Annotated in this window: 24 protein-coding genes and 2 pseudogenes; 9 read left to right on the top strand and 17 right to left on the bottom strand. The window is 71.6% G+C overall.

What is annotated here, in order from left to right; all coding sequences use genetic code 11:
* Nucleotides 1–58: 58 nt before the first annotated feature.
* The gene (locus ACSMX9_RS28695; protein WP_445398382.1) at nucleotides 59–1,243 is read right to left on the bottom strand and encodes an alcohol dehydrogenase catalytic domain-containing protein; all 1,185 of its coding nucleotides are present in this window, start codon (nucleotides 1,241–1,243) and stop codon (nucleotides 59–61) included.
* A gap of 531 nt (nucleotides 1,244–1,774) precedes the next feature.
* Nucleotides 1,775–2,704 (bottom strand): annotated as a pseudogene (locus tag ACSMX9_RS28690) (IS5 family transposase).
* A gap of 1,944 nt (nucleotides 2,705–4,648) precedes the next feature.
* Between ACSMX9_RS28690 and ACSMX9_RS28685 the strand changes: the two are divergent.
* Both ACSMX9_RS28685 and ACSMX9_RS28680 read left to right on the top strand, forming a co-directional pair.
* Nucleotides 4,649–5,338: a DUF6766 family protein gene (locus tag ACSMX9_RS28685; protein WP_445398380.1), complete on the top strand. Its 690-nt coding sequence runs from the start codon at nucleotides 4,649–4,651 to the stop codon at nucleotides 5,336–5,338.
* 361 nt (nucleotides 5,339–5,699) lie between these two features.
* Nucleotides 5,700–5,885 (top strand): annotated as a pseudogene (locus tag ACSMX9_RS28680) (SDR family oxidoreductase); the annotation flags it as partial.
* A gap of 426 nt (nucleotides 5,886–6,311) precedes the next feature.
* Here the strand turns inward: ACSMX9_RS28680 and ACSMX9_RS28675 are convergent.
* From ACSMX9_RS28675 to ACSMX9_RS28635, 9 genes are all read right to left on the bottom strand, one after another.
* A complete protein-coding gene (locus tag ACSMX9_RS28675) occupies nucleotides 6,312–7,196 on the bottom strand; it encodes a cytochrome P450 (protein WP_445398378.1) in 885 nt (294 codons plus the stop codon).
* A gap of 399 nt (nucleotides 7,197–7,595) precedes the next feature.
* Nucleotides 7,596–9,209 carry a SpoIIE family protein phosphatase gene (locus ACSMX9_RS28670; RefSeq protein WP_445398376.1) on the bottom strand — a complete coding sequence of 538 codons (1,614 nt, stop codon included), beginning with the start codon at nucleotides 9,207–9,209 and terminating at the stop codon, nucleotides 7,596–7,598.
* Nucleotides 9,210–9,234: 25 nt separating this feature from the next.
* Nucleotides 9,235–11,052, bottom strand: a complete 1,818-nt coding sequence (locus ACSMX9_RS28665) for an ATP-binding response regulator (protein WP_445398374.1) — start codon at nucleotides 11,050–11,052, stop codon at nucleotides 9,235–9,237.
* Nucleotides 11,049–12,107, bottom strand: a complete 1,059-nt coding sequence (locus ACSMX9_RS28660; RefSeq protein WP_445398372.1) for an ATP-binding SpoIIE family protein phosphatase — start codon at nucleotides 12,105–12,107, stop codon at nucleotides 11,049–11,051. Before ACSMX9_RS28660 ends, ACSMX9_RS28665 begins: the two co-directional genes overlap by 4 nt.
* Nucleotides 12,104–12,526, bottom strand: a complete 423-nt coding sequence (locus ACSMX9_RS28655) for an ATP-binding protein (RefSeq protein ID WP_445398370.1) — start codon at nucleotides 12,524–12,526, stop codon at nucleotides 12,104–12,106. Before ACSMX9_RS28655 ends, ACSMX9_RS28660 begins: the two co-directional genes overlap by 4 nt.
* Complete coding sequence (locus ACSMX9_RS28650) at nucleotides 12,523–12,900, bottom strand: STAS domain-containing protein (RefSeq protein ID WP_445398368.1); 378 nt, start codon at nucleotides 12,898–12,900, stop codon at nucleotides 12,523–12,525. Before ACSMX9_RS28650 ends, ACSMX9_RS28655 begins: the two co-directional genes overlap by 4 nt.
* A complete protein-coding gene (locus ACSMX9_RS28645) occupies nucleotides 12,897–13,745 on the bottom strand; it encodes an STAS domain-containing protein (protein WP_445398367.1) in 849 nt (282 codons plus the stop codon). The genes ACSMX9_RS28650 and ACSMX9_RS28645 overlap by 4 nt, the downstream gene beginning before the upstream one ends.
* 177 nt (nucleotides 13,746–13,922) lie before the next feature.
* Complete coding sequence (locus tag ACSMX9_RS28640; protein WP_445398366.1) at nucleotides 13,923–14,078, bottom strand: hypothetical protein; 156 nt, start codon at nucleotides 14,076–14,078, stop codon at nucleotides 13,923–13,925.
* A 532-nt stretch (nucleotides 14,079–14,610) separates the two neighbouring features.
* Nucleotides 14,611–15,576: a pirin family protein gene (locus ACSMX9_RS28635; protein ID WP_445398365.1), complete on the bottom strand. Its 966-nt coding sequence runs from the start codon at nucleotides 15,574–15,576 to the stop codon at nucleotides 14,611–14,613.
* 137 nt (nucleotides 15,577–15,713) lie between these two features.
* Between ACSMX9_RS28635 and ACSMX9_RS28630 the strand changes: the two genes are divergently transcribed.
* Nucleotides 15,714–16,100: a tetratricopeptide repeat protein gene (locus ACSMX9_RS28630; protein WP_445398363.1), complete on the top strand. Its 387-nt coding sequence runs from the start codon at nucleotides 15,714–15,716 to the stop codon at nucleotides 16,098–16,100.
* Nucleotides 16,101–16,307: 207 nt separating this feature from the next.
* The gene (locus ACSMX9_RS28625; protein WP_445398361.1) at nucleotides 16,308–17,969 is read left to right on the top strand and encodes an MFS transporter; all 1,662 of its coding nucleotides are present in this window, start codon (nucleotides 16,308–16,310) and stop codon (nucleotides 17,967–17,969) included.
* A 46-nt stretch (nucleotides 17,970–18,015) separates the two neighbouring features.
* On the opposite strand, the gene ACSMX9_RS28620 is transcribed toward ACSMX9_RS28625, so the two are convergent.
* The gene (locus tag ACSMX9_RS28620; protein WP_445398360.1) at nucleotides 18,016–18,447 is read right to left on the bottom strand and encodes a nuclear transport factor 2 family protein; all 432 of its coding nucleotides are present in this window, start codon (nucleotides 18,445–18,447) and stop codon (nucleotides 18,016–18,018) included.
* Between the two features lie 188 nt (nucleotides 18,448–18,635).
* Between ACSMX9_RS28620 and ACSMX9_RS28615 the strand changes: the two genes are divergently transcribed.
* Nucleotides 18,636–18,866, top strand: coding sequence for a hypothetical protein (locus ACSMX9_RS28615; protein ID WP_445398358.1), 231 nt, complete (start codon nucleotides 18,636–18,638; stop codon nucleotides 18,864–18,866).
* Nucleotides 18,867–19,019: 153 nt separating this feature from the next.
* The gene (locus tag ACSMX9_RS28610; RefSeq protein WP_445398357.1) at nucleotides 19,020–20,027 is read left to right on the top strand and encodes an alpha/beta fold hydrolase; all 1,008 of its coding nucleotides are present in this window, start codon (nucleotides 19,020–19,022) and stop codon (nucleotides 20,025–20,027) included.
* A 167-nt stretch (nucleotides 20,028–20,194) separates the two neighbouring features.
* Here the strand turns inward: ACSMX9_RS28610 and ACSMX9_RS28605 are convergent, their stop codons facing one another.
* Complete coding sequence (locus tag ACSMX9_RS28605; RefSeq protein WP_445398356.1) at nucleotides 20,195–20,566, bottom strand: MerR family transcriptional regulator; 372 nt, start codon at nucleotides 20,564–20,566, stop codon at nucleotides 20,195–20,197.
* A 45-nt stretch (nucleotides 20,567–20,611) separates the two neighbouring features.
* Between ACSMX9_RS28605 and ACSMX9_RS28600 the strand changes: the two genes are divergently transcribed.
* The gene (locus ACSMX9_RS28600) at nucleotides 20,612–21,499 is read left to right on the top strand and encodes an NAD(P)H-binding protein (RefSeq protein ID WP_445398355.1); all 888 of its coding nucleotides are present in this window, start codon (nucleotides 20,612–20,614) and stop codon (nucleotides 21,497–21,499) included.
* Between the two features lie 30 nt (nucleotides 21,500–21,529).
* Here ACSMX9_RS28600 and ACSMX9_RS28595 read toward each other — a convergent pair whose 3' ends face one another.
* A complete protein-coding gene (locus tag ACSMX9_RS28595; protein ID WP_445398353.1) occupies nucleotides 21,530–22,108 on the bottom strand; it encodes a MarR family winged helix-turn-helix transcriptional regulator in 579 nt (192 codons plus the stop codon).
* Between the two features lie 70 nt (nucleotides 22,109–22,178).
* Here ACSMX9_RS28595 and ACSMX9_RS28590 point away from each other — a divergent pair, with 70 nt between their 5' ends.
* A complete protein-coding gene (locus tag ACSMX9_RS28590; protein WP_445398351.1) occupies nucleotides 22,179–22,922 on the top strand; it encodes an SDR family NAD(P)-dependent oxidoreductase in 744 nt (247 codons plus the stop codon).
* A 71-nt stretch (nucleotides 22,923–22,993) separates the two neighbouring features.
* Here the strand turns inward: ACSMX9_RS28590 and ACSMX9_RS28585 are convergent, their stop codons facing one another.
* A complete protein-coding gene (locus tag ACSMX9_RS28585; protein WP_445398350.1) occupies nucleotides 22,994–23,764 on the bottom strand; it encodes a phosphotransferase in 771 nt (256 codons plus the stop codon).
* 3 nt (nucleotides 23,765–23,767) lie between these two features.
* Complete coding sequence (locus tag ACSMX9_RS28580) at nucleotides 23,768–24,379, bottom strand: TetR/AcrR family transcriptional regulator (protein ID WP_351247623.1); 612 nt, start codon at nucleotides 24,377–24,379, stop codon at nucleotides 23,768–23,770.
* A gap of 82 nt (nucleotides 24,380–24,461) precedes the next feature.
* Between ACSMX9_RS28580 and ACSMX9_RS28575 the strand changes: the two genes are divergently transcribed.
* A complete protein-coding gene (locus ACSMX9_RS28575) occupies nucleotides 24,462–25,337 on the top strand; it encodes an alpha/beta fold hydrolase (protein ID WP_445398348.1) in 876 nt (291 codons plus the stop codon).
* A gap of 36 nt (nucleotides 25,338–25,373) precedes the next feature.
* Here ACSMX9_RS28575 and rutA read toward each other — a convergent pair whose 3' ends face one another.
* Nucleotides 25,374–26,462 (bottom strand): pyrimidine utilization protein A, encoded by a 1,089-nt coding sequence (gene rutA / locus ACSMX9_RS28570; RefSeq protein WP_445398346.1) that lies wholly within the window; start codon nucleotides 26,460–26,462, stop codon nucleotides 25,374–25,376.
* Nucleotides 26,463–26,489 lie beyond the last annotated feature (27 nt).

Genomic DNA, 26,489 nt, shown 5'->3' with positions numbered 1-26,489 from the left:
CTCCCGTGGTTGGTCTCGGTCGCAGCCGCCCAAGGTCGGAGTCGGGCCGGCAAGGTGGTCAGGGGGTGAGCAGGGTCTTGACCATGCCGTCTTGCTTGGCCTGGAAGGTCCGGTACGCCTGCGGCCCGTCTTCGAGAGGGAGACGGTGCGTGGCGAAGCCGTCGACACCCAGTGGATCCGTGTCGACGAGCAACGGGAGGAGGTCGTCCACCCAGTGCTTGACGTTGGCCTGGCCCATGCGGAGCTGGATCTGCTTGTCGAAGAGGGTGAGCAGGGGCACGGGGTCGATGGCGCCGCCGTACACACCGATGAGCGAGACGGTGCCGCCGCGGCGTACCGCGTCGACGGCCAAGTCGAACGCCACCATGCTGTCGACTCCGACGCGGCCCATCATTCTTTCGCCGATCGCGTCTGGCAGCAGTCCGGCGAGCTGCTGGACCGCCTTGGTGACCGGAGCTCCGTGCGCCTCCATGCCGACGGCCTCGATGACCGCGTCGGTGCCTCGGCCCTGGGTGAGCCGGCGGATCTCGTCACCGGTGCCCTTGCCGTGCTCGCCGAAGTCCAGCGTGTGGACGCCGTTCGCGCGAGCGCGAGCGAGCCGTTCGGGCACCAGGTCGACGCCGATGACCAACTCGGCGCCTTGGTGGAGGGCCATACGCGTGGCCATGTCGCCGATCGGGCCGAGGCCCACGACGGTGACACTACCGCCGGGCGAGATGTCTGCATACTGCACGGACTGCCAGGCGGTGGGCAGGACGTCCGAGAGGTAGACGAAGCGGTCATCCGGCGGTCCGTGGGGAACCTTCACGGGCAAGGTGTTGCCGAAGGGGACCCGTAGGAACTCCGCCTGCCCGCCGGGCACCTGACCGTAGAGCTTGGAGAAGCCGAAGAGGGAGGCCCCCGTGCCGCGTTCGGTGACCTGAGTGGTCTCGCACTGGGAGTGGAGACCCCACTCGCACATCCAACAGGTCCCGCAGGACACGTTGAACGGTATGACCACCCGATCCCCGGCTGACACGGCGGTGACCTCCGGGCCGGTCTCCTCGACTATGCCCATCGGCTCATGGCCGAGAATGTCGCCCTCGTCAAGGTAGGGTCCGAGGACCTCGTACAGGTGCAGATCAGAGCCGCAGATCCCGGACGAGGTGATCCGCACGATGATGTCGGCGGGGTCCTGGATCGTCGGATCGGGGACGGAGTCGATGCGTACGTCGCGCCTGCCGTGCCAGGTCAGAGCCCTCATGGTGCCTCCCTTGTCGAGTGGTGCCCTCCCCTCGCCTGAAGTGGGGATACGGGCCGACTCGCTGTCGCGCGAGCTCACGCGTGACTACTTAAGCGGCACAGGTGCCCTCGGGGGCGGTCCCGCGTCCTTCTACCCAAGCCGACCCGTTGGCACCGGGCGTCACCCCGACAGCGCCTGCCCCCGAACGTGCGTCCCGTCCGCCGCTCATCCGGGCGCCGGGCGCCCCGTTGCGGAACGTTCCTCCGATGGTGGGGCACGACGGCGGCTCCCGCACCTGCAAACTTGTTAAGCGGTCAATCAAGACTCGCTCGTTTCCGGGCCGATGGTCCAACCCAAGGCGTCGACCTGTGACCCAGTCGGATCGGCCCGGGTACGGCCAGCCGGCGCGCAGACTCCCGAGCGTTCTCGCGCACGAGGTCGTGCGCTGCGAAACGCGTCCCCGCAGGGTGTGACGCGCACCGCACGGCACCCCGGCCGCAGCAGCGGACATGCCGGTTGTTCGCCCGTTCCGGCCAGGAGTTGTCCGGTCGATCATGTTCGGAGCCAGATGGTGAGGGTTGCGGCGGTGACGGTGCCGAGGTAGATGTAGCCGCGCTTGTCGTAGCGGGTGGCGACTGCCCGGCCGTTCTTGAGCCGGTTGATGGCCCGTTCGACGGTGTTGCGTTTCTTGTAACGCTCGTCGTCGAAGCCGGGTGGCCGTCCGCCTTGTGAGCCTTTGCGTAGGTGGGCGGCCTGGCTGTCGGTCTTCTCCGGGATCGTGTGCCGGATGCCGCGCCGCCGCAGGTATGCGCGGACGGGGCCGTTGCTGTAGGCCTTGTCGGCCGCCAGACTGTCCGGCTTCTTCCGGGGCCTGCCCTTCCCGGGGCGGGGGACTCGGATCTTCTCCAGCACGGACGTGAACTGGGTGCAGTCCGCCCGCTGTCCCGGCGTGACGACCAGGGACAGCGGGCGGCAGCGGCCGTCCGCGTTCAAATGAAGCTTGGTGGTGAACCCGCCGCGCGAGCGGCCCAGGCCCTCACCTCCCGCACCACCTCCACCAGGCGGGCGTGAAGACTCTGCCACAGTGTCTCGTCCTGGTGTTCTGCCGCCGCGTCCCCCTTTGCCGGGAGAGCCGGCGGCGGATCGGTGCGGGCACCGGCCGCGTGCTGATGGGCGCGGACGATGGTCGAGTCGAGTGAGATGTCCCAGTCGATCTCCCCGGCCGTGTCGGCTTCGACCTGGACCTGCTGGAGCAGGCGTTCCCAGGTACCGTCAGCGACCACAGCCGGTGGCGTTCATAGACGGTCTTCCACGAGCCAAACCGTTCGGGCAGGTCACGCCGCTGCACCCCGGTACGCACCCGGTGCAGAATCCCGTCGATCACCTGCCGATGGTCTCGCCACCGGCCACAACGCCTGTTACTGACTGCAGGAACGGCCGCAGCCGTTCCCACTCGGCATCACTCAGATCACCCCGCCCCATGCCCACACCAACGACCCGGACACCAAGCAGTCACAAGATCGACCGGACAACTCCTAGCCCTGCGCACCGTCCGCCAGGACGAGCAGGCCCTGGAACGCGCACTGCTGACCCTCGCCGACCGCCACCGCGCCGACCACGAGATCCACCATGTCGCCACCGACCTCGCCCGCTGGTCACACCACCACCTCGAACGGCTGACGGCACCGGACGCTGCCCGCGGCACCGCACGTTCGTCTTCCGCCGACGGACGAAGCACCACCTGACGCGGGCGGCGCCCGCTGCGGTCTCCCCGGGCCTCGTGCTGCTTGGTGACCTGCGGGCCCTGTACCTGACGGCGAGCCGAACGTCCCTGTCCTGGGAGGTGCTCGCCCAGTCGGTCCAGGTGACGCGCGACACCGAGCCCGCGCAATCATAGGAGCACATGGGCACAGCCGAACAAGACTGCGAAGGCGAGCGGAAGCTGGGCGAGGATTCCCGGTTGAGGAGGCCAGGGCCGTCGAGGACGGCCGCGCGTCCCGCCCGGCCGTGGTCGGGGCGCCGCCGATCCGTGCGGCGAGGTCACAGGCGCCGGCCCGCCGCTCGGCGTCGTCAGCCGCTTTGCCACCCCTCCTTGCGGCTGCTGCGCACCGGGGCTGTGAGCACCAGGGGCGAACAGCAAGGCCGGGCGACGCGCTGCCACCTGACCGCCGCACGCATAGTCGCATCCTGAGCCCGCCACCCGGCACTGAACTGCACCGGCTCGCCGCCCACGTGAGGATCGACCCGCGGCCCTGCCCTCCCGCTGGCCCCCCACCCCCTCGCACCCCCGTCTCGCCACCCGATCGACGGCCTCACCACCCGACAACTGCGCCAAGTCCGCCGCCACACACCTTGGTTCCCTGCCGACTCCGGCGGGCAGGGGCTCACCGGGGGCGTGGGACCGGTCGGAGCAGGAAGCGATGGCGAACCGGGTCGAAGCACAGGTGGAGCGGTATGCCCCGGGCTCGCGCAGCCCGATCCGCGCCCTACCCAGCAAGTTGGCGCACGGTGGTGCGAGGCGATGACCGCCTCGGCCGTCGCGCTCGTCGCCGGTCTGCTGGGACATCCGTTTCAACTTCAACGTGGAGCATCCGCCTGCAGAGACCGGTGCCGTGCGCGGGGTGGTCCTGACCGCTCCGGAGCAGGTGGAAGTCGGTGGCCCGAGGTCTCGGCCCCAGAGAACTGCTGAGGGCGGTCTGCTGGCGCTCGGCCCGCGAAGGCTGGTGTGTCCGGCCCCTCAATGCCCGGACGCCCGAGGGGCCCGCTCGCCCAGGCGTCCGTCGGAGCTTCAGTGCCGTCCGGGTTCCTTTGCTGCCGCCTCCTGCGGGGCAGGGCGACTCGGGATCGTCCTGCGTGCATCATGTCGTCCGGCCCCGGGTTGACAGGGAGAAGAGCATGGCCATGACAGGCACGCAGCCGCGTCGTCGCGGAGGGTACAGGTCCTTCTCCGTGCCGGCCGCGCTCGTCCTCGGGGTGTACTGCCTGAGCGGTTGTGGTACGACGGACCAGAGCCGGGCCCAAGCCGTGCGAGCGGCCCGCGACTTCGAACGCGCGCTCGATACCGGGGACGGGTCGGCGGCGTGTGAGTTGCTCGCCCCTCGGACCCGGCAAGAGCTGACTGAGTCCGGTACTGGTGAGGATTGCGGTGCCGCCATGGCCCACGAGGAGCTTCCGCGGGCCGGTAACGTGCGGGGCACGGAAGTCCGGGGCCGGCAGGCCATGGTCACGTTGGAGAGGGACACCCTGTTCCTGTCGCGGTTCCCCGGCGGCTGGCGCGTCGTCGCGGCCGGATGCGTACCACAAGGTGATCTTCCTTACCGATGTGCGGTCGAGGGGGGCTGACGGGGTGCGGGTCCTGTTCACCGGCTGCCTGGTGGCCGTCGTCGGCGGCCTGGCATTCTTCACGTGGGTGGGACTGAGCTACCGATGACGCGGACCGGAATCCGGGGCTTCCTCAGGGAGAACTCCCTCACCCTGGCCTTCGGGCTCGCCTTCCTCCTTGCCCTGGCCGGTCAAGCGCTGGCCGGGCACGCCGAGTTCAACGACGCTCTGGCGGACGACGGGCTCGCAGGTATCGGCCTCGGTGCCTATCTACTCTCCTCCGACTTCGCCGTGGACGTCACCGAGAACTGGCAGTCGGAGTACCTCCAGTTCTTCCTCTACGTCTTTGGCACCGTCTACCTGATCCAGCGCGGTTCGCCCGAATCGAAGAAGACCGACCGCGCCGGCGTGGAAACGGAACGCGAACAGCGCTTGGGCCCCCACGCCCGGCCGGACTCCCCTCGGTGGGCGGCCACCGGTGATTGGCGTCAGACGGTCTTCTCCCGCTCCCTCGGCATCGTCATGGGCGGCTTGTTCCTGCTGTGCTGGCTGGCCCAGTCCATCACCGGCACCGCGGCCCTCGGTGAACAGCGGCTCCGGCAGTTCCAGGCCCCCGTCAGCTGGGGCGAGTACCTGGTCTCCGCCGACTTCTGGAGCCGGACCCTACAGAACTGGCAGTCCGAACTCCTCGCCGTCGCCTCCATGGCCGTCCTCTCCGTCTACCTCCGCCAGCGCGGCTCCCCCGAGTCCAAGCCTTTCGGCGCCCCGCACACCGCCACCGGCATCGAGGGCTGAACCCGGCGGGCGCGGGTGCCCGCCGCGGGTCGTCCCGACGAGCGGGGTACCCCGAGCCCATACGAGTGGACGTGAGCGATCGCGGAAATGGCCAGCGACGTACCGGTACACACGGTCGAGTGGAAGCTCCGGCTGCCGGTGCACGTCGAGACGGACTGCGCGAACGGGGACGGGGCCGGCCGGGCCTTCCGGAGCCTGGCTGTTCCGCTCGTCGGGCACACCCCCGTGAAGCTCATCGGTGATGGCGCCGACCGGCGGGCCGAGGCTCACACAGGCACCACATGCCAGGAAGGGCCGATCTTGGGTGAGCGCGTGGTGAGCAAGCCAGAGGCCTGTCCGTCCCTACGGGTCAACGCAGCGACCCGGCCCGGTGTGGACGCCGCGCAACCCGGTGACGGTGCCGGACACGGTCGAGTTCGGGAAGCAGTCACCGCTCGGCCGCCCCGCGCAGTCCGCGGAGAGATGGCCCCAGCGTTCGTGTTCCTCGCCTCCTCCCAGGGCGAGCTACATCACCGGGGGCATCGTCAAAGCCACCGGCTGCGCCCCTGCCCTGAACCGACCGCAGGGCCACCAAGCACGGTGGGCCGTGTGCGTCGGCGGTGCTCCTGCCGGGAGCGCCACCGACGTCGTGCGGGCGCGGGGTCAGCCGGTCGGCTCGTCCGGTTCCGCGGTGTCCGGGGTGGAGGGTACGGGTCCTCGTTCTCCTCACGGCATTCGTCCACCCGTTCGAGATCGGGGACCATGAGCGGGTCACGTCGTGGTGCTCGGTGGCCTGCCGGTCCCGGGGATCCCAGGGCAGCGGCTGCTCCGGCTGTGAACCCCGGCTCCGTGCCGGGTGTTCGTCCCGCCGGCTCGCCCTCCTCCCGCCCTCTCCTACCGCCGTGCGCGCGATGTCCTGTTCCGGATCCTCGGTGCGGACGGCCGGACAGTACGACCGGTCGCCGGGTGTGGGTGCGTCCTCTCCGCCGCGCCTTCACGCTGCGCCCGCTTCCCAGCCCGGAGGGTGGATGCCCGTCATGGCGTAGCCGCTGCGGGGCCGGGTGGGAATTCGGTGCAGCGGAATCGTGAGGTCCTGGTCGGGCACGGCGTGGTGGAGCGCGGCCAGCCGGGGCGCCAGGGAGGCCAGGAGGGCGGCGGTGACGTCCTCGCCGGGGCAGCGGTGTCCGGTCGCCGCCTCGCCGCCGCCCTGCGGGATCATCGTTTCCACCGCGATCGCCGCGGCGGGTCCGGTGAAGCGGGCCGGGTCGAAGACGTACGGGTCGGGCCACAGGGCGGGGTCGTGGTTGTGACCGTACAGGTCGAGCAGGACGAGGCCGCCCTCCGGGATGGGGACGCTGCCCCACTCGGTGTCGGTCGCGGCGAGCCCGGCGGCGAAGGGGTAGAAGCGGCGCACTTCCTGGACGAATGCCCACGGAGCGCTCCCCTCACCCGTCAACAGCGGGTCCCGGTGGTGGGGCCACCGGTGCAGCGCGTGGGCGGCGAAGGTGAGGAACCAGGCGACGGCGGCGCGGCCGTTGAGGGCCGCGATCCGTTCCGGGTCGATGAGCAGAGTCGTGAAGAGGGCTTTGCGGCCCCGGTGGGCGGCGCCGTCGAGGGTGTGCACGGCACCCCGGCCGAACAGCGTGTCCAGAACGGGCCCCGGAAGTGCTCCTTGGCTGCGCACATGGCGTTCGTCGTAGAAGAAGCGCACGGCCTCCGGCCCGTGCCGGGCCACCCCTCGGTGGATGAGCAGTCGAACCGGCACGGCCTCGGCGCCCTGCGCTCGGCGGCGCAGATCGGGCAGCCATCCGTACCCCTTCACCAGAAGGGACGCGGTGGAGTCCAGGACGGGCGCGTGGGTATGGGGGTCGGGTTCCACGGGGTCCGCGTCCCACACCCAACCGAGCGGGTGACCACCACTCTTTCCCGGGTACCCGACAGCCGTTCTCGCGGTAGCGGAGGAGGCGTATGAGAGTCGGCTACAAGCTGATGTCGGAGACATGCGGGCCGGGCGAACTCGTCCACCAGGCCGTACGGGCGGAAGATGCCGGGTTCGACTTCCGACCTGCCCGAGGCAAAGCCGCCGGCCTGACGAAGGATCAGGTCAGGGTCGCGCCCGAGTTCCACGGCGTGACCACTCCCCCGACGCCGACTATGGGGACACGCTCGGTGCCCACTACTGGCCCCGTGCCTGACGGCCGGAGCCGCGACAGGCCCGGGCGGCCGGGTCCCCGGGGACCGGCCGCCGCTGCTGCCCGGGGGTGAAGAGGGGCGCCGTTCAGGCGGCGGACCGGTTCAGACGCACGGCCATCAGGGCGACATCGTCCATGCCGTCCGGCGGGAACCGCTCCAACAGGTGGGAGCAGGCCGACTCGGGGTCGCGCGGGGTGGTCGCCGCTTCGGTGAGCAGTGAGGCGAGGGACACCTCGATGTCCTCGTCGCGCCGCTCGATCAGGCCGTCGGTGAGGAGCAGCAGCGAGGACCCGGGAGGCGTGGCCACGGCCGTGGCGGTCGGATGGGACAGGCCGAGTCCCAGGAGCGGGCCGTGCTCGCGCACGTACCGGGCGGGAGCGCCCGGGGCCCGTAGGAGAGGGGGCAGGTGCCCGGCGTTGGCGATGTGGACGCGGTCCTGGTGGTGCTCGATCAGGATGATGCACAGGGTGGCCGTGGCGCCGGGGGCAAGGGTGGTAAGCAGGTGGTCGAGACGGGTGAGGACGGTGTGGGGCGGGTGGCCCTCGGTGGCGTAGGCGCGCAGTGCGTGGCGGAGCTGTCCCATGACCATCGCGGCATCCAGGGAGTGCCCGGCGACGTCGCCGACGGCTATCAGGAGGCCCTCGGCGGTGTTCAGCGCCTCGTAGAAGTCACCGCCGATCTCGGCGTGTTCGCTGGCCGGAAGATATCGGACGGCGAGGTCGGCTCGGTCGGTCGCGGGAAGTGCGTCCGGGAGGAAGCTGCGCTGGAGGGTGAGGGCGAGTTCACGCTCCTCGTGCTGGGTTCGGAGTGCTTCGAGCGCGAGGGCACAGGTGTGGCCGAGTTGGGTGAGCAGGTCCTCTTCGTCGGGACTGGTGACGGCCGTCTCGGGGACGGCGATGAGCACGGGCGGGCGCCCTGCAGTGGCAGCGGCTGCGGCCACGCGGTACCCGCCCGTCCCGGGGTGGCCGTCCACGGGGTGGGGCCAGCGGTCGGCGGGCACGGTGTGGACGGTCACGGCGCGGGCCGTGGTGGCGTGCCGGACGGGCAGCTCATCCCTGGAGGACAGCGGCTGGTGGTGGGCCTCGCCGGGCCTCAGGGAGTCTGCGCGGCCGAGCAGGGCCTCTCCCGTGGGGGAGACGAGCACGGCGACGGCACCGGTCTCCAGGATTCCGGCGGCGCTCTCTGCCGCGGCGGCGGCCAGCTCCGACGCCCGGCCCGCACTGTAGAGGGCGAGGGTGCCCTGGTGGAGGCGGTGGAGCCGGTGGGCGAGACGTTCGGCACGGCGTCGTGCCCTGGCGTAACGGACGTTGGCCGTGATGGTGGCGAGGAGCTCGGCGGGAGCGATCGGTTCGGTGAGGTAGGCGTCGGCCCCTCGGTTGAGCCCCTGGGTGCGGTCGGCGACGGAGATCGCCGACGCGGAGATGTGGATGACCGGCAGGGAAGCGGTCGCGGGGCTGTTCTTGATCCCCTCGCAGACGTCGAAGCCGGTCATGTCGGGGAGTCGGACGTCGATGACGGCGGCGTCGGGCAGCGGGTCCGCGGTGCCCAGCAGGGCGAGGGCGCTGGTGCCGTCCTGGACCTCGATGACCCGGTGTCCGGCACGGCGCAGGGTGGTGGACAGCACGTACCGGTTGGTGGGGTTGTCGTCGACGACGAGGACCAGGCCGGGAGCGCTGTCGGCCTTCAACTGATGGGGCATGGGATCGACCGTTCCGGGTGGGGGCTCATCGCGGATCGCCGCACGGTTCGCGGGTGCGGCCCGTGGCGAGGACGGATGCGAGCCTGGCGGCGCTGAGGTGGGTCTTGGCGAGGACGTCGCGCGCCCGGGTGAGCCGGGTCCGGTCGATGTCGTCGTGGTCGGCCGAGGTGAGGACGACGACGGGAATGTCCGCCGTCCGTGGATCGGCGCCGAGGATCTGCAGGAGCTGGTAGCCGTCGGGTGCGGGCATCATCAGGTCCAAGAGGACCGCGTCGGGCCGGGCTTCCCGTATGGCGTGGACGGCTTCGCCGCTCCGGGTGACCTCGACCGTGGTGTGCGACAGCCGTCGCAGCACGGGGCGCAGGGTGGTGAGGAAGGCGAGGTCGTCGTCGACGATCACGACGGATTCCAGTGGGGGCCGTTCGGGCTCGGAGAGGGCGGAGGGCAGGTGCCCCGGTTCTCCGGCTCCGGCGCTCGCGGTCGGGATCTCGATCACCACACGGGTGCCCTCGTCGAGGGCACTGGTGAGGGTCAGGCGGCCGCCGAGAAGTTCGGTGAGGCGGCGGGCGTAGGGCAGACCGAGGCCGGTTCCGGGCCTGTGGAGCTGGTGCGGGCCGCGGACCTGGTAGAACTCCTCGAAGATGCGTTCCTGCTGGTCCTGCGGGATGCCGACTCCGGTATCCCGGACGGTGAAGACCCACCAGGACGTTCCGTCCCGGTCCTCCTTGTCGACGGTGAGGGCGACCTCTCCGGCCTCGGTGAACTTCAGTCCGTTCGAGAGCACGTTGCGGAGGATCCTGGTGAGCATGACCTCGTCGGTGACCAGGGACGAGGCGCTCTCGGACGGCGGGTCGGCGATGGTGAGCCGCACGCCGTGCTGGGCGGTGCCGTTCAGGGTGCCGCGGAGCTGGTGCAGGAGGGTACGCAGATCGGTGTCGACGAGATGGGGTTCGAGACGGCCTGACTCCGCCTTGGCGACGTCGAGGAGCTCCTCGACCAGGGCCAGGAGGGTGTTCCCCGAGGCGGCGATCATCGCTGTCTGCTGGCGTTGTTCGAGGGAGAGGGGTTCGGCGGCCGAGTCGAGGAGGAGCCGCGCCAGGGAGATGACCGAGTTGACGGGGGAGCGCAGCTCGTGACTGACGTTGGCCCAGAAACGGGTCTTGGACTCACTGGCGAGCCGGAGCTGGCGGCTCTTGTCCTCCAACTCGGCGTAGAGGGCGACCACACCGCTGTTGGTCTCCTCCAACTCACTGGCCAGCTCGGAGTAGAGTGCCAGGACACCGCTGTTGGTCTCCTCCAACTCGGCGTTGAGACGCTGTAGTTCCTCCTGCTGGGCGCGTGACTCCCTGAGTGCGGCCAGCAGTTCCCGGTTCTGCGTCCGCAGGTCCTCGGTCAGGTCGATGCCGTCGACGGTCTTGACGGCCGCGGAGGCACGGGCGGCGAGTGCCGCGAGCGGTTGGCCGTCGGGGGCCGACAGGTCCAGTCCGACGGACAGACGGGCACGGGTGCCCGTGCCCTCGTCTGCGGCATGTCGGGCGTGATCGAGCAGCCGTTCGGCTGCGGAGAGGATCTCCGGACCGGGGCTCGCCTCACCGTCCCAGTGGAACCGGACCGTGAGGCGGACCGGGACGGTTTTCTCAACGCTCATGTGTGCGGTCAGTTCGGGTGCTCCCAGAAGGTCCTGTCCCGCCTCGCTCACGACGGTCGCGAGCCGGACGAGCCCGGGCTCCGGTACCTCCAGGGCCCGGCACGCCACCTGCCCGCACCGCCGCAGGACAAACACGTCCTGCGGCCTCTCCAGCCGCAGGACCACGATCTCGTGCTCCTCGACCCCACGGGTCATGAGGCGGGCACCACGACGACGATGCCCGCGTCGTCCCGACGCACACCGGCCTGGGCCAGGATCTGTCCGGCGATCACGGCCGGTTGGCACGAGAACAGGCCGGGGAGGTCCTTGGGGGCCCAGCGGTCACTAAGGCCGTCCGAGTGCAGCACGAGAGCCGAGCCCGTAGGAAGGAGAGCACTGAAGAGACGGGGCGGGGGCATCTGGGCACCGACGATCCCGGGTTGCGACAACAGTGCGCTGCGCTGGTCCGGCCCGGCGACGAACGCGCTGATGTTCCCTGCACCGCACAGGGTCACCCGACGGGTGGCGAGGTCAACCGCGGCCACGGCCACGGCCGCACCGCGGGTGCCGCGCAGGTCGCGGTGGAGTTCGCGCAGGACGTCGGCCGGGGTGTGCCGGGTGGTCTCGCGGAACGCCAGTCGCGCCCGCTCACTGACCCGGGCGGCCAACGGCCCGTGACCGAGGCCGTCGCACATCATGACGGTCAGGGTGCCCGGACCGCCGTCGTGTGCCTCGTCGAAGCGGGCGGACCAGGTGTCCCCGCACACCGCCTCGCCGCTGATCGGGCGGGTGAGACCGGCGACATGGGTCATCGTGTCGTAGGCGACCCGGTCGGCCGTGGTCGGACTGTCAGGCGCCCGGAACCGGGCGAGGACGGTGGTTCCCCTGCCCGGGACCGAGTGGATGTCGAAGGTGTCGGCGAGCCGGGCGAGCGCGCCGAGACCGATGCCGAGGGTGTCGGTGGAGGAGACCCCGTCCCGCAGCGCGGACCCGAGGTCGGGGATCCCCGGGCCGTGGTCCAGGGACAGGAACTCCACCGCGGCCCTGCCGCCGAAGCTGATCACCCGTAGCGCCAGCGCGCCGTCGTCGGCATGCCGGAGCAGGTTGGTCGCGGCCTCGGTGACCGCGAGTTCGATCTCCGCGATCCGCGACGGTCCCATGTTGACGCGCCGGGCCAGCTCCGCCGCCTCGCGGCGTGCCGTGGCGGCCAGCGCCCCGCCCGCCCGCAGCCAGACCACGCTCTCCGCCTCGAACGGGATGGAGGCGCTCACCGGGCCCACTTCACCACGCGTACCGTGGTCCCCACGCCGGGTTGGGACTCGATGTGGAACTCGTCGACCAGCCGGCGGGTTCCGCTCAACCCCAGCCCCATCCCGCTCCCGGAGGTCCAGCCGTCGGTCAGGGCGAGTTCCAGGTCGACTATCCCCGGGCCCCGGTCGCTGAACTCGACCCACACGCCCTGCCGGCCACCGTCCTGCACCACCGCGGCGCGTGCGGTGCCTCCGCTGCCGTAGACGAGGGCGTTGCGGCCCAGTTCGCTCGCGGCGGTGACGAGTTTGGTCTGGTTCACCAGCGACAGCCCTCCGCGCTGGGCGAGGAGGCGCACCATCTGGCGGGCCCTGACCACGTCCCCGCTCCCGCTGATCTCGACGCTCTCCGAATCGGCGGCTTCGCTGCCGTAGTCCTTCATCGGCCGGCCGTCGACCGGCCGTGGAGGCGCCGGAGGTGGCCGAGCCCCTGCTCCAGATCGATGGCGGTGCGCACCCCGTTGAGGGACAGGCCCAGTTCGACGAGGGTGATCGCGACCGCCGGGCGCATGCCGACGACGACGGTCTCGGCCCCCAGGACGCGGGAGATGGCGGCGATGGTCGCCAGCATGCGCCCGACGAACGAATCCACGATCTCCAGTGCGGAGATGTCGATGACCACTCCCCGCGCACCGGTGGCCACGATCCTCTCCGAGAGGTCGTCCTGGAGGTCGATGACCATCTGGTCCTCCAGGTCCACCTGGATCGAGACCAGGAGGACATCCCCGATCTTCAGTACCGGCACACGCCCGCTCACAGCAGTCCCCCGGACCTCGACTCGGCGGCCTGGGCGATGTCCGCCAGGGTCTGCCGCAGTGCGTCCGCGAGGGTGGCCTTGGTGGGGATGTCACCGAACTCGATCCCAAGGGCCACGATGGTCTGGGCGATCTGCGGCCTGATGCCGGAGATGGTGCACTGCGCCCCCATCATGCGTGCCGCCACCACGGTCTTGAGCAGGTGCTGGGCGACCTGGGTGTCCACGGCGGGAACGCCGGTGATGTCGATGATGGCGTGCGCGGAGCCCGAGTCGATCAGGGCCTGGAGCAGCTTCTCCATCACGACCTGCGTACGGGCCGAGTCGAGGGTGCCGACCAGCGGCACGCCGACCACGCCGTCCCACAGCTTGACCACCGGCGTGGACAATTCCAGGAGTTGCTCCGCCTGGGAGGAGATGATCTCTTCACGGGTTCGGGCGTGTTCCTCCACGGTGAACATGCCCAGGTCGTCGAGAACCCGCGAGAACTGCAGGTAGGCGCGGACACCGTCCGCCGACTGGGCGAGGGCGGGCTCCAACACCTCCTTGAGCGCGAAGACGCTGGACGCAGTCTCCGTCGGGGTGAAACCCTGCCTGGCCCGACTCCGGGACAGCTCGACCAGCAGACTGCGGACCTCACGGAAATGCTCCCCACGGCTGGCGAGGTCACCACTGCCCAGGGCCTGCAGCAACGCCGTGTAGATCTCCTCCAACTCCCGGGAGAGTTCGGCGCCACTGAGCCGCCCGCGCAGCGTCGCGCCCACGGTGCGCACCCAATTGGCAGTGAACTCCTCCCTTTCCGTGGTCAACACCTCGACCAACCACTCGGATCGTCCCGCGTTCGTCATGCGCCGCCCTGTTCCGTCTCACGCTTCTACAATCGAACCGACAATAGTTCATTAGGGATCTTGCCCGGTCAGGGCCTGCGCCCCACTGCACCTCACGGCCGCCCCGCTGCCCCATACCGATCGAGGGCCGGCTCGGGGTGGGCCCCGAGGCACCGGATCGGGTGCAGGCGAGCACGCTCACCAGTAGTGACGCCGGCCACCGACCGCGCGCCCCACGCTCCCCAGGACCCAGAGCAAGGCACCGACTGCCACCAGAACGGCTCCGACGGTCCACAGGAACCCGATGCTCGTCACCATGCCGATGATCAACAGAACGAGGCCCAGGAGTATCACGTGGTTCTCCGATCGTTGGGAACACTTCTCCATGAGGCGACTGCCACCGGTTCGTCGGGGGAAACCTGAAATTTCAACTGGACCTCAGAACGTGAGTTCCCCCCGTCGGCTGGGTCGTGGCCGTGCCCACGTCGCAGTTCGCCGTGGGATGTCCCCGGATCGAGGGCCCACCAGCTCGGGACTCCACAGGACAAGGGAGAGGTCAGCCGATGGCGCCCTGCGGGGACTCCCGCGTGCCACCGGCACACCACACCCTCTCCGCGTACCCGCCCCGCCGGGAGAACGACGGAGGGGCAACCAATCAAGGATCGCGGACCATCGGCCGCCTCGACCCGATCCGACTGCTCGCCGGCAAAGTCAGCACGGGGTCAGCATGAGGTTTACCCAACCCAGCCACAGACAGCCGGACCCGCGACCGACGACAGCCTGACCAGGACCCTCGAAGGGGGCGTCCGCCCCGTGCCGATCGCTCCGTCGGGGCGGTGCGGTCACGCGAGGTACCCGGGATGCTCCACCGCCCCGAAACACCAGGTCAGCCCGTACGCCCCCGCTTCTTCAGCTGCCCCGGCGGGAGTTCGGGCGCGGGCAGCGGGGCACCGGCGTACCCCTTCACCTCGCCGAAGCGGGTGCCCTCCATCCAGTCCCGGCGCGCCTGCGCGATGTCCTCGTGGGACCTTCCGACGAAGTTCCACCACATGACGAGTTCCTCGGCGAACGGTTCGCCGCCCAGGAGCATGAGCCCCGCATCGGACTCGGCGCGCAGCGGCAGCTCGGACCGGCCGCAGCCGAGGTAGAGCATGGAGCCGGGCAGGACGGGGACACCGTCCACGCGGGCTTCGCCGGACATGGACAGGACGGCGTACTCGAAGTCGGGGTCCAGCGGGAGGCGGACGTCGGCGCCGCGGGTGAGGGCGAGATCGGCGCCGACGATGGGGGTGTACGCGGTGCCCGGGGAGACGGAGCCGTCGAGGTCCCCGAGCAGGACCGTGGCGGTGAGGCCGGGGGCCGTGACGGTCGGCAGCACCGCGTGGTGCTCGAAGTGCGGTTCGACGTGCCGGTGGGCGTCGGGCAGGGCGACCCAGAGCTGCGCGCCGTGCAGGAAGCGCGCATGTGACTTGGGGGACTCCTCCGAGTGGCTGATCGCCCTTCCCGAGGTCATCAGGCCCAGTTCGCGCGGGCGGATCGTCTGGAGGCTGCCGGTGCTGTCCCGGTGCAGCACCTCGCCCTCGTGCAGCCAGCTCACCGTCTGGAGACCGATGTGGGGGTGCGGCGGAACCTGCATGCCCGGCTCGTCCGCGATGTCGTCCGGACCGTAGTGGTCGACGAAGGCCCAGGCCCCCACCATGCGTCGGCCCAGATTGGGCAGCAGTCGCCGGACCTCGGTGGACTCACCGAGTTGGACGCGCCGGGGGCTCAACAGTTCCCGTACCGGTTCCGCCACGACGAAACCCCTCCCACCGCACAAGGTGGGCACCGCCTCACGATCAAGGTTGCTCATACCGGACAACCTAACCCCGCGGCCCCCGGAGCGTCAGGCCCGCTCCCCCGGTGGAATATCCGGGTGCCGGACCCGGTTGGCGCAGTCGACGGGTCGCTACGGCGACGACCACCACGGCGACATCGAGCGAGGTCACGGTGAGCACGACGTACTACGAGTTCGGCACGGCGGCGGACCGCTGGGACCGGGCCCGGATGTTCTTCGACTCCAAGGAGTACCTGACGGCCGCGCGCATCCTGTCGGGGCTCGTGGAGGAGGAGCCGGAGCAGGTCGCGCCGCGGCTGTTGCTGGCGCGCGCCTACTACCACTCCGCCCAGCTCGGCCGGGCCGAGGAGCAGCTGCGCGCGGTCCTGGAGCGCGACCCCGTGGAGGGATACGCCCGGTTGATGCTGGGCCGCACCCTGGAGCGCCAGGGCCGGGACGCCGAGGCCGCTCCGCACCTGCGGATGGCCGCCGCGTTCGCCGGCGAGTTCCCGGCCGTGCCGTCCGACGGTACGGCGGCGGGCGACGCAGGGGGCCGGTAGGGCCGACGCGGGCGTTGGATCCGCCCGCCCGAGCACGGGTTCGCCGTCGCATCCGCGTGGTGCGGCGGCGACGTGCGTGAGCAGGGTGGCTCGCGTGGTCCGCCGCGGTGCGTACCGGCCGTCCCGCTCCCCGTGCGCTCCTGTTCGATTGACAGCCCAAACCCCACCGAACTACCTTGCCGCAAGGTAACTCACCGTGGGGGCGCCATGACGCACGGCACGGGAAGGGGCGGGGGGTCGGCACCGCCCGGGGGCGCCGCAGCACCGTCGCGGCGGCAGTGGCTGGGGTTGGTGGCCGTCTCCCTCGGAGTGGCCCTGATCGTCGTGGACATCACGATCGTCAATGTGATCCTCGCGCCGATCATCGACGACCTGGACACCACCTCGGTCCAGGCGCAGTGGGTCCAGGAGTCCTACGCGATCTCCTTCGCCGCGCTCCTCCTGGTCACCGGCCGGCTCACCGATCTGTGCGGGGCCCGGCGCGTCCTCCTCGCCGGGCTGGCGGTGTTCGGCCTGACGAGCATCGCGGCGGCGCTCGCCCCGGGCGGGGGTCCGCTGGTGCTGGCCCGTTTCGTCCAAGGCGTGGGCGGTGCGCTGGTCCTGCCCTCGTCGCTGGCCCTGGTGAACGCCCACTTCACCGGGCGGGCCCGGGGCCGGGCGTTCGCGGTGTGGGGTTCCACGATCGGGGCGGCGGCAGCGGTGGGGCCACTGCTGGGCGGCTGGCTCGCCGGTCTCTCCTGGCGCTGGGCCTTCGGGATGAACGTACCGGTGGTCGTGCTGGTCGCCTTCGGCGTTCTGTCGTGCCTGCCGGCCTCGCCGCGCAGCGAGGGGCGCGTGGACGCGCCGAGCGGCGTCCTGTCGGCCGTCGCCCTGGGATCGCTCGCCTTCGCCTTGATCGAGGGGCGCACGCACGGGTGGCTGCTCACCACCGCACCGTTGGAGGTCGCGGGCTGGTCGTGGAGTTCCGGCCCCTCACCCGCGGGCGTCGCGTTCCTCGTGTCCGGGCTGGCGGTCCTGGTGTTCTGGCGACGGCAGCGGGCCCTGCTGCGTCGTGCCGAGGAGCCGTTGACGGACGTCCGGCTGTTCGCCGTCCCCTCGTTCCGCAACGGCAACGTCGTCACGCTCGTGGTCGGGCTCGGGGAGTTCGGCATCCTCGCGGTGCTTCCGCTCTGGTTGCAGTTCGCCCTCGGCCACACCGCGTTGGAGGCCGGGCTGTTCCTCGCGGTGATCGCGGTCGGGAGCCTGCTGGCGAGCGGCGCCAGCTTCTCGACCTCCGCGTCACCGCTCGCGTTGGTGCGGCTCGGGCTGGCCGCGGAGGCCTCGGGGCTGGTCGCCCTGGGGCTGACAGCCTCGGTGGACACCGGGTGGTGGGTGATCGCGGGTTGCCTGTTCGGGTACGGGATCGGGGTCGGTTTCGCCACCGCCCAGGTGACCAACATCGCCCTGGTGGACGTTCCGGAACGCAGCGTGGGGCAGGGGTCGGGCATCCAGAGCGCGGCACGCGAGCTGGGGGCGGCGCTGGGCATCGCGACGCTCACCACGCTCTTCTTCACCGCCATGACGTCCGGACTGCGCGACCGTCTCCGTGCGCAGGGGCTGCCGCCACCGGAGGCCGAGGGACTCAGTTCGGCGGTGACGGAGGGCGCGGGAGCGTCGGTTCCCGTCCTCGCGGGCGACCCGCGTACCGCGGAGGCCGGGCGGGCCGCGCAGGAGGCGATGACGGCGGGGTTGGAGGTGTCCGGGTACCTCTGCGCGGGGCTGTTGGTGCTGGCCCTGCTGGCCACGGTGTTCGTGGCGCCGAAGACGGCGGCGGGCACGGCGCGGAGCGCACCGGCCGGGGCCGCGGGGGCGGCGCCCGATCGGCGTTGAGCCGTCGGCGCCGGGGCCGCCGACGATGGGTGCCCGCCGCCTCCCCTCAGCGGAGGTTGTCGCCCCAGCCGCCCTGGGCCATGGTCTGGAAGGCCCATCGACCGTTCCGCTTGATCAGGACGTCGGCGTACCGGAGCTGCTGGGCGGTACCGCCCGCCGTCATGGTGGAGTCGGTGAAGACGATCACCATCGCCGCGCTCAGGAAGACCGGGGTGCGGACGGACTCGAAGGTGATGTCCTCGGTGCCGTCGCCCATGACGTGCGTCATGGTGTCCACGTACTGCTTGCGGTCCCACTGGGCGCTGGCGCCTTCGGAGGCGGAGTCGTCGCTGACGAGGTTGAGCGGGAAGACCGCGAGATCGGCCATGGCCTCGACGTCCCGGCGTGCGGCTGCCGCGTCGTACTCGGCGAACCACGCGTGGACGCCGGCGTGGTCGTCGGCGGTCGCCGCGTATCCGACATCGGGCAACTGGATCATCGGTGCCACTCCTCCTAGGAGCTCATCAAATTTGACTATGAGCACAGTACCCCCGAGCGAGGAATTAATCAAACTTGATTAGTCAGATGTGGTGCAGCTCGCCGGGCCCGGGGGCCCCGCCCCGACCCGCGTCGACCTCAGGGCTACGATGCGTGCGACGCACATGCGTTCGCGAAAGGGGTCGTTCCGTGGTGCTGGGCGTGGTGCTGCTGGTGGCTCTGTGCGTTCTGGTCGTGGGGATCGCCTGGTTGCTGTCCTCCTGGCGCCCCTCGCCCCGGTGGGCCCGTCGACGGGGACGCGCTTGCCCCGGATGCGGCGGCGGACGCGTACGGACCGTGGTCAGCGACGACCGGCTGAACGGGCTGCTGGAGTGCCGCGCCTGCCACCGGGCCTGGGATCCGACCGACCACCAGGGCTGACCGGGCCCGGGCCGGCCCCGCCGGCCGGCATCCGGAGCGACTTGCCGCATCGGCAAACCGACTCGTGTTCCCGGCACGGCTTCTGCACGATCAGCAGTACGACCGCGCGGGCCGCCCGGGACGCACCGCGCACCGATGCCGCGAGGAGAGTGCATGTCAGGGCAGACCACGGAGCTCACCCACCGTCTGGTCCCGTCGCCGGGGGGCCGCATCCACCTCGTGGAGCAGGGCACTGGCCCCCTGGTGCTGCTCCTCCACGGCTTCCCCGAATCCTGGTACTCCTGGCGTCACCAGCTGCCCGCGCTCGCGGCTGCGGGCTACCGCGCGGTCGCGGTGGACGTCCGCGGATACGGCCGTTCCAGCAAGCCGGCCCCGGTCGAGGCGTACCGGATGCTCGACCTGGTCGACGACGGCGTGGCGGTGGTGCACGGACTGGGCGAGGAGTCGGCGGTGGTCGTCGGCCACGACTGGGGGGCGACGATCGCCGCGCACTCCGCCCTGATCCGGCCGGACGTCTTCCACGCGGTGGGGCTGCTGAGCGTGCCCTACACACCGCCGGGTGGCCCCCGCCCCAGCGAGGCGTTCGCCGGGATGGGCGGCGAGGAGGAGTTCTACGTCGCGTACTTCCAGCAGCCCGGGCGGGCCGAAGCCGAGATCGAGCCCGATGTCCGCGGCTGGCTCGCGGGGCTCTACGCCGCTCTGTCCGCCGACACCATGCCCGGGCCCGGGGCGCCCGATCCGCACTTCGTCGGAAGGTCGGGGACGATGCGCGAACGCTTCCCGGTCGATCGGCTGCCGAGCTGGCTCGACGGGGACGACCTGGACTTCTACGCCGCCGAGTTCGAGCGGACCGGCTGGGGCGGAGCCCTCAACCGCTATCGGAACATGGACCGCGACTGGGAGGAGCTCGCCGCCTTCCGGGGCGCGCCGCTCACCCAGCCCTCCCTGTTCATCGGCGGCGCCCTGGACGCCTCCACGACCTGGTTGGCCGACGCCATCGACGCCTACCCCGCCACCCTGCCGGGCCTGATCGCCTCGCACGTCCTCGACGGCTGCGGCCACTGGGTGCAGCAGGAACGTCCCACGGAGGTCAACCGGTTGCTGATCGACTGGCTCGCCGCCCTACCGTCCCGACCGGGAGCACCCGCCGCCGGGAAGTGACCGGCGTCCCGTTCCGCCCCGTCCGGGGGTGGGAGGCGCCCGTCGCGACAGCAGCGGCCTCCGGTCCGCGGGGAGTTGCCCGGGGGCGACCGGCCCACGGGACGTCTGCCCCCTCCACCCGGGTCAGACGTCCCGGGCGGAGGGGTGTGCCCTCCCCCTCACCCGGCTCAGGCACCGCGGACGAAGGCCGCACAGTCCGCGCAGTCGTCGAGATAGCGGTGCCGGCACTCGACGGCGTGTTGCAGGAAGACGATCGCCCGCTGTCGTTGGCGGACTTCGCTCCGGAGCACCGCGATCTTCGCCCGCACCGCGACCTGCGCCGCGGACTTGGTCGGCGACACGGCAGCGGCGACCTCCGTCAGTGACAGTCCGACGCGCCGGAGCGTCAGCACGGTGCGCGCCCGTTCCACGGCCGCCTCGTCGTACACCCGGTAGCCGTTGCCGTCCCGGGGCACGAGGAGCGCGCCCGCGTCCTCCCAGTGCCGCAACACATGTGCGCCGATGCCGAGTTCGGCGGCCACCTCGCCGATCGTCTTCACTCGACACCTTGCCTTCAGGTCGACCTGAACCCCTAGCGTTCGATCATGCCTCATCCCCTCCGTTCCCCTCGCCCCCGTCTCCCCTCCTCGGTCCTGGTCACCGGCGCCTCGGGCAACCTGGGCCGGGAGGTCGTCGACCGTCTCCTGGCCCGGGGGGCCCGGGTGCGGACCCTCGCGCGCCGCCACACCGAACCCCGGCCGGGGGTCCGGGCGTTGACCGGTGACCTCACCGATCCCGTGGCCGTCCGCGAGGCGCTGGTGGACGTCGACACGGTGTTCCTGCTCTGGCCGCTGCTGGAGGTGGCCCCGGCCCGGGCCCTGGTGGCGGAGCTCGCCGCGACGACCCCCCGGATCGTCCATCTGTCCACGACCGCGGTGGTCGACGGAGCCGCTCGCCAGAGTGACCCCGTCGCCCGGGTGCACGCCGGGATGGAGGCCCTGCTGCACGGCGCCGGCCTGCGTCCGGTCGTGCTGCGCAGCGACACCCTGGCCTCCAACACCCGCGGCTGGATCGCCCAACTGCGGGGCGGCGACGTGGTGTCCGGACCGGACCCGGCACGCACCGCCGTCGTGGACGAGCGCGACGTCGCCGAAGCCGCCGTCGCCGTCCTGCTCGGACGGCACGGACGGCTCCGCCGCGAACCGTACGCGCTGACCGGACCCGAGGTGCTCGGTCGCGCCGACCAGGTGGCGATCCTCGGCGCCGCACTCAACCGTCCCCTCCGCTTCCAGGCGCTGCCCGCCGAGCTCGCCCGGGCGCGCATGCGGGCGGACGGCCTCCCCGAGCCGCTGGTGGACGCGCTGATCACCGCGTCCGTGCAACGACCGGAGTCCCGCTTCGTCACCGACCACGTCGAACGCCTCACCGGTCGACCGGCCGGCACCTTCGCGAGGTGGGCCGCCGACCACGCGTCCGAGTTCGACGGCGGATGACGGCACCGCACGGGCGGCCGCGCGGTCGGCTCAGCCCTGCCCCACCTGGGTGAGCCCGTGGTCGCCCACCCGGTCCTGGACGTCGCGGAGGAACACCCGCAGCAGGGCGGCCAGGTCCTGTTGCTGTGCGGGGGTGAGCCCGGCGAGCAGTTCGGCTTCCCGGCGCAGCACCCGGTCGACGGTGATCTCGACCAGTTCGTGGCCGGCGGCGGTCAGCGTGACGAGGACGGTGCGGGGGCGGGTCCCGGCCGGCGCCCGGTTGATCAGCCCCTCGCGCTCGGCCCGGGCGACGCGTTGGGAGACGGCTCCCGCCGTCACCAGGGAACGGCGGGCGAGTTCACGCGTGCTGAGAGTGTAGGGCGGTCCGCTCCGGCGCAGGACGCTCAGCAGGTCGAGGGTGGCGGCGTCCACTCCCGCACGGGCCAGCACCCTGCGCCGGTCGTCCCCGAGCAGTTTCGCCAACTGCCAGACGGGGGTGACGATCCCGATGGACGCCACCGGAGTGCCGGGGCGTTCCCGTTCCCAGGCGGCGGCGATGTCCTCCGCGGTGTCCGGGGCCTCGGGGGCCTGGTGGGTCGGCTCCGGCGCCCCATCGGATGTTCCGGTCATGGCCTCTCGCTCCCAGGTGTTAGATTTAGATCTAAATATAGATCGGACCATACCAGCACGAGGAGTTCCCATGACTCGCGACATCCTGGTGACCGGCGGCGGCACGGGCATCGGCCGCGCCGTCGCACGACACTTCGCGGAGGCGGGCCACCGGGTGGTCGTCACCGGTCGGCGGCCCGAACCCCTGGCTGCCACCGCACGGGAGATCGGCGCCCGAGCGGTGGTGTGCGACCACACCGACCCCGGGGCACTCGCCGCGCTCCTCGCGGAGTTGCCCGCCACGATCGACGTCCTGGTCAACAACGCCGGCGGCAACACCGACTTCGACGATGCCGGACAGGGCGCCGGGGCGGAGGGCACCGAGGCGGACCTGGCGTCCTGCGCACGGGCCTACCGGGCGAACCTGGACGCCAACCTCCTCACCGCGGTGCTGACCACCCGGGCGGTCGCCGACCGGCTCGCCGCGGGCGGCTCGGTGGTGCAGATCGGTTCCATCGCCGCCGACCAGGGGGCGGGTTCCTACGGCGCCGCGAAGGCGGCACTGGCCGCCTGGAACGTGGACGTCGCGACGGAACTCGGAGCCCGGGACGTCACCGCCAACGTGGTCTCCCCCGGGTACACCGGGGAGACGGAGTTCTTCCGCGACCGGCTCAGCGCCACCCGCAGGGAGCAGCTGGTCGCCGCGACCGCGATCGGACGGGCCGGCGCCCCAGAGGACGTCGCCGCCGCCGTCGCCTTCCTCGCCTCCCCCGGGGCACGCCACCTCACCGGTCAGGTCCTCCAGGTGAACGGTGGTGCCCACCGGACGCGTTGACGGTCCGTGGCACGGGTCCGCCCGTCGGTCCCGTGCCGTCCGGGGCCGGGGGTCGGCGCCCCGGGGTCGCGTCAGCCGAGGAGTGCCCGGGTGAGTTCGTCGGAGCACCGCGCCAGGTGGTCCATGTCGGTCCGGTAGTGGACGTGGTGTCCGGCGGCCAGGTGTCCGGCGAACGCCGCACTGCCGGCGGCGGCCTGCGCCTTCATGTGGGCCACCAGGTGTTCGAGCCGGGCGATCGCCGTGTCGACGAGGGCGGTGCGGTCCTCCTCGACCAGTCCGTAGGCGTCCGCGAAGAGCCGCAGCCGTCGAGCCTGCTCGGCCGTCGACACCGCGCCCTCTTCGGGCGCCACGGTCAGGGGAGCGAAGCGGTAGGCGGCGTAGGCCACGTCCCAGATCCTCGGCCCCGGGTGTGCGGTGTCGAAGTCGATGAGGGCCACCGGCAGGCCCTGGCGGAACACCGTGTTGTAGGGCGCCACGTCACCGTGGCACATCACCTCGGCGGGCGCGCGGGGAGCGAAGTACCAGTGGGCGTCGGCAGGCGCCCGGTACCCCGTGGTGGCGTCGTGGAAGGCGCGGAGCAGTCGGCCCGCGGCGACCAGCCGCGCGTCGCCGTGCCGTCCGGCCAGTGGTGGGGCGCCGACCTCTCCGGGAACGAAGTCCAGCACCTCCCGGCCCTGCCCGTCCAGGCCGTGCGCCTCGGGCGCGCCGGTGAAGCCCACGGCGGCGAGGTGGGCCAGCAGGGCGTGCACCGTCGGGGTCCAAGGGCCGGTCGGGCGGCGGACGGTGTCCCCCACGCGCACGACGTGGTTCACCCCGCCCCCGGTCAGGATCTCCTCCTCCACGCCTCAGCGCTCCCCGCGGGCGAGGAGTCCGTCCAGCAGGTGGTCCAGGGTGTCGGCCACCTCCGCGCGGGTGGCCGCCGGGTCGTCGGAGTGGGCGACCAACAACGCCGCCTCGTCGAGGGCGCCGAGGAGCACGTGGGCCAGGGGCGCCACCGGTCTGCGGCCCAGGGCGCCGTTCGCCATCGCCGCTTCCAGCGCCGCCGCGATCACCCCGAGCCCGTGTTCCTGTCCGATCTCCCGCCAGCGGCGCCAACCGAGCACCCCCGGAGCGTCCAGCAGGAGGATCCGCTCCACGTCCGGCTCGGCGAAGGCGTCCAGGAAGGCGCGTGCGCCCGCCTTCAACGCCACGACCGGGTCCACGGCGTCCGCCATGACCCCTCCGGCGATCCGCTCGGTCAGCTCGGCCTCGACCGTCTGCACCGTGGCGTCGAAGAGGTCGGCCTTGTCCCGGAACTGGTGGTAGAGCGCCCCGCGGGTCACTCCGGCCGCCCGGACGATCTCCTCGGTCCCCACGTCCGCGTAGCCGCGCTCGGCGAACAGCTCCCGGGCCGCGGCGACGAGCGCCGCCCGGGTCTCCCGGGAACGCCGTGCGTGCTTGTTGCCGGCCGATTCCATCCCGCCCCCTCGTGTTCCGTACAGTCTGCACCCCATCCTACGTACATACAGTCTGTATGTAATTGACGCAGGGGGCTTCCGCATGCCACGACTCACGCTCGACCAGGGCACCGTCCATTACCGGGACACCGGAGACGGCGAACCGGTGCTCCTGCTGCACGGCTACCTGATGGACGGCAGGCTCTGGGAGCCGGTCGTCGACCGGTTGGCCCCGGACTTCCGCTGCATCGTCCCCGACCTGCCCCTCGGCGCCCACCGCGTTCCGCTGAACCGCGGCACCGACCTCAGCCCGGCGGGGATCGCCCGGCTGGTGGCCGACCTGCTCGCCGCACTCGACCTGCGGCGGGTGACCCTGGTCGGCAACGACTTCGGCACGGCCGTCGCCCAGATCGTCGCCGCCCGCCACCCCGAGCGGATCGGTCGACTCGTCCTCACCAGCGGCGAGTGCTTCGACAACTGCCCACCCGTCTGGTTCCGGCCGCTCGTGCCGGCCGCCCGGGTACCCGGCCTGCTCGGCCTGTCCTTCCGGTCGCTCCGACTGCGCGCCGTGCGCCGACTCCCCTTCGCTTACGGGTTGTTGACCAAGGGTGCACTGCCCCACGAAATGATCGACGAGTGGACGGACGCCTTCTTCGGTGACGCCGGGGTACGCCGGGACTGCGCCGAGGTCACCCGGCACCTGGGCCCCACTCCCTTGTTCGACGCCGCCGAGCGACTGGCCTCGTTCGACCGTCCCGCCCTGTTGGCCTTCGCCCGCGAGGACCGGATCTTCCCCTTCGCCCACGGCGAGCGGTTGGCGGCCCTGATCCCCGGCGCCCGCCTGGAGGCCGTGCCCGACAGCCGCACCTGGGTCATGCGCGACCAACCCGAGGTGACCGCCCGGCTGATCCGGGAGTTCATCCGCGCCACCCCCGCGGGGACGCCCCCGAAGGACGGTGGTCTCCTCCCGCACGGGTGAGCGTGCCCGCCCGCCCCGACGGGCGGGCGCGCGGGGTCATCCGTCCCGGTCCCCCCGGAAGGGGGCCCGGGACTCCATGAGCGGTTGGATGCGCGTCCCGAACCGCTCCACGCCTTCGAGGAAGTCGTCGAAGACGAGGATGACCCCGCGCACTCCGGGAACCCCGCCGATCCGGTCGAGCATCCGCGCGACGGTCCGGTAGGACCCGACGAGGGTGCCCATGTTGAGGTTCACGGCGCCCTCGGGGAGCACCACGGTCTTCGCGGTGGAGGACGCGTCGGCGTGTTCGTCCCCGGCCGTCTGCGCCGCCACGTACCGCAGCGCCGCGTGGTCGGCGTGGTCGTGGTAGTCCCGCCACTTCGCCTGCGCGGCTTGGTCGGTCTCGTCCGCGATGATCATGAACAGCGCGAAGGCGCCGACGTCACGGCCGCTCTCGCGGGAGTGTCCGGCGAGCGCCGCGGTAGCAGCCGAGAGCGCCAGGGGGGTGTTGACTCCGCTGCCCAGGATGAAGTTGCCGTCGGCGTGCTCGGCCGCGAACCTCGTTCCCGCACCGCTCTGCCCGGCGGCCAGCACGTGGATGCGTCCGCTCGCCGGGCGGGGCGACAGGACGCAGTCGTCCATGGCGTAGAACGCGCCCCGGAAGTTGCTCCTGCCCTCGCTCCACAACTGCTTCAGCACGGTGACGTACTCGGCCGCCCGGGCGTAGCGGTCGACGAAGTGGGCGTCCCCGGGCCACAGGCCCATCTGCGCGTACTCGGCGGGCGCCCAACCGGTGACGATGTTGACGCCGGCCCGTCCCGGAGCGATCGCGTCGACGGTGGCGGCCATCCGGGCGGCGATCGCCGGCGGCAGGGCGAGGACGGGCGCGGAGGCGTACAGCCTGATCCGCTCCGTCACGGCGGCCAGGGCCGCGGTGAGGGTGAACGAGTCGAGGGCGTGGTCCCAGAACCCCGTCTCGCCGCCGAAGCCCCGGAGCTTGATCATCGACAGCGCGAAGTCCAGCCCGTGCGCTTCGGCCCGTTGCACGACCGTCTTGTTCAGATCGTAGGTCGGCATGTACTGCGGAGAGCTCTTCGAGATGAGCCAGCCGTTGTTGCCGACCGGGAGGAAGACCCCGATCTCCATCTCGTTCCTCCGTCCGCGGTGCGCCGC

The sequence above is a fragment of the Streptomyces sp. LE64 genome, assembly GCF_052606915.1.
The sequence above is the reverse complement of the archived record's forward strand: the minus strand, read 5'-3'. Positions and strand labels throughout refer to the sequence as shown.

Excerpts from the sequence above, each read along its gene's own strand:
- ACSMX9_RS28625 (WP_445398361.1), top strand. The coding sequence starts at position 16,308 with ATGACGCACGGCACGGGAAGGGGCGGGGGGTCGGCACCGCCCGGGGGC.
- ACSMX9_RS28590 (WP_445398351.1), top strand. The coding sequence starts at position 22,179 with ATGACTCGCGACATCCTGGTGACCGGCGGCGGCACGGGCATCGGCCGC.
- ACSMX9_RS28685 (WP_445398380.1), top strand. The coding sequence starts at position 4,649 with ATGACGCGGACCGGAATCCGGGGCTTCCTCAGGGAGAACTCCCTCACC.
- ACSMX9_RS28600 (WP_445398355.1), top strand. The coding sequence starts at position 20,612 with ATGCCTCATCCCCTCCGTTCCCCTCGCCCCCGTCTCCCCTCCTCGGTC.
- ACSMX9_RS28575 (WP_445398348.1), top strand. The coding sequence starts at position 24,462 with ATGCCACGACTCACGCTCGACCAGGGCACCGTCCATTACCGGGACACC.
- rutA (WP_445398346.1), bottom strand. The coding sequence starts at position 26,462 with ATGGAGATCGGGGTCTTCCTCCCGGTCGGCAACAACGGCTGGCTCATC.
- ACSMX9_RS28655 (WP_445398370.1), bottom strand. The coding sequence starts at position 12,526 with ATGAAGGACTACGGCAGCGAAGCCGCCGATTCGGAGAGCGTCGAGATC.
- ACSMX9_RS28620 (WP_445398360.1), bottom strand. The coding sequence starts at position 18,447 with ATGATCCAGTTGCCCGATGTCGGATACGCGGCGACCGCCGACGACCAC.
- ACSMX9_RS28635 (WP_445398365.1), bottom strand. The coding sequence starts at position 15,576 with ATGAGCAACCTTGATCGTGAGGCGGTGCCCACCTTGTGCGGTGGGAGG.
- ACSMX9_RS28670 (WP_445398376.1), bottom strand. The coding sequence starts at position 9,209 with ATGCCCCATCAGTTGAAGGCCGACAGCGCTCCCGGCCTGGTCCTCGTC.
- ACSMX9_RS28580 (WP_351247623.1), bottom strand. The coding sequence starts at position 24,379 with ATGGAATCGGCCGGCAACAAGCACGCACGGCGTTCCCGGGAGACCCGG.
- ACSMX9_RS28695 (WP_445398382.1), bottom strand. The coding sequence starts at position 1,243 with ATGAGGGCTCTGACCTGGCACGGCAGGCGCGACGTACGCATCGACTCC.
- ACSMX9_RS28645 (WP_445398367.1), bottom strand. The coding sequence starts at position 13,745 with ATGACGAACGCGGGACGATCCGAGTGGTTGGTCGAGGTGTTGACCACG.
- ACSMX9_RS28595 (WP_445398353.1), bottom strand. The coding sequence starts at position 22,108 with ATGACCGGAACATCCGATGGGGCGCCGGAGCCGACCCACCAGGCCCCC.
- ACSMX9_RS28665 (WP_445398374.1), bottom strand. The coding sequence starts at position 11,052 with ATGACCCGTGGGGTCGAGGAGCACGAGATCGTGGTCCTGCGGCTGGAG.
- ACSMX9_RS28610 (WP_445398357.1), top strand. The coding sequence starts at position 19,020 with ATGTCAGGGCAGACCACGGAGCTCACCCACCGTCTGGTCCCGTCGCCG.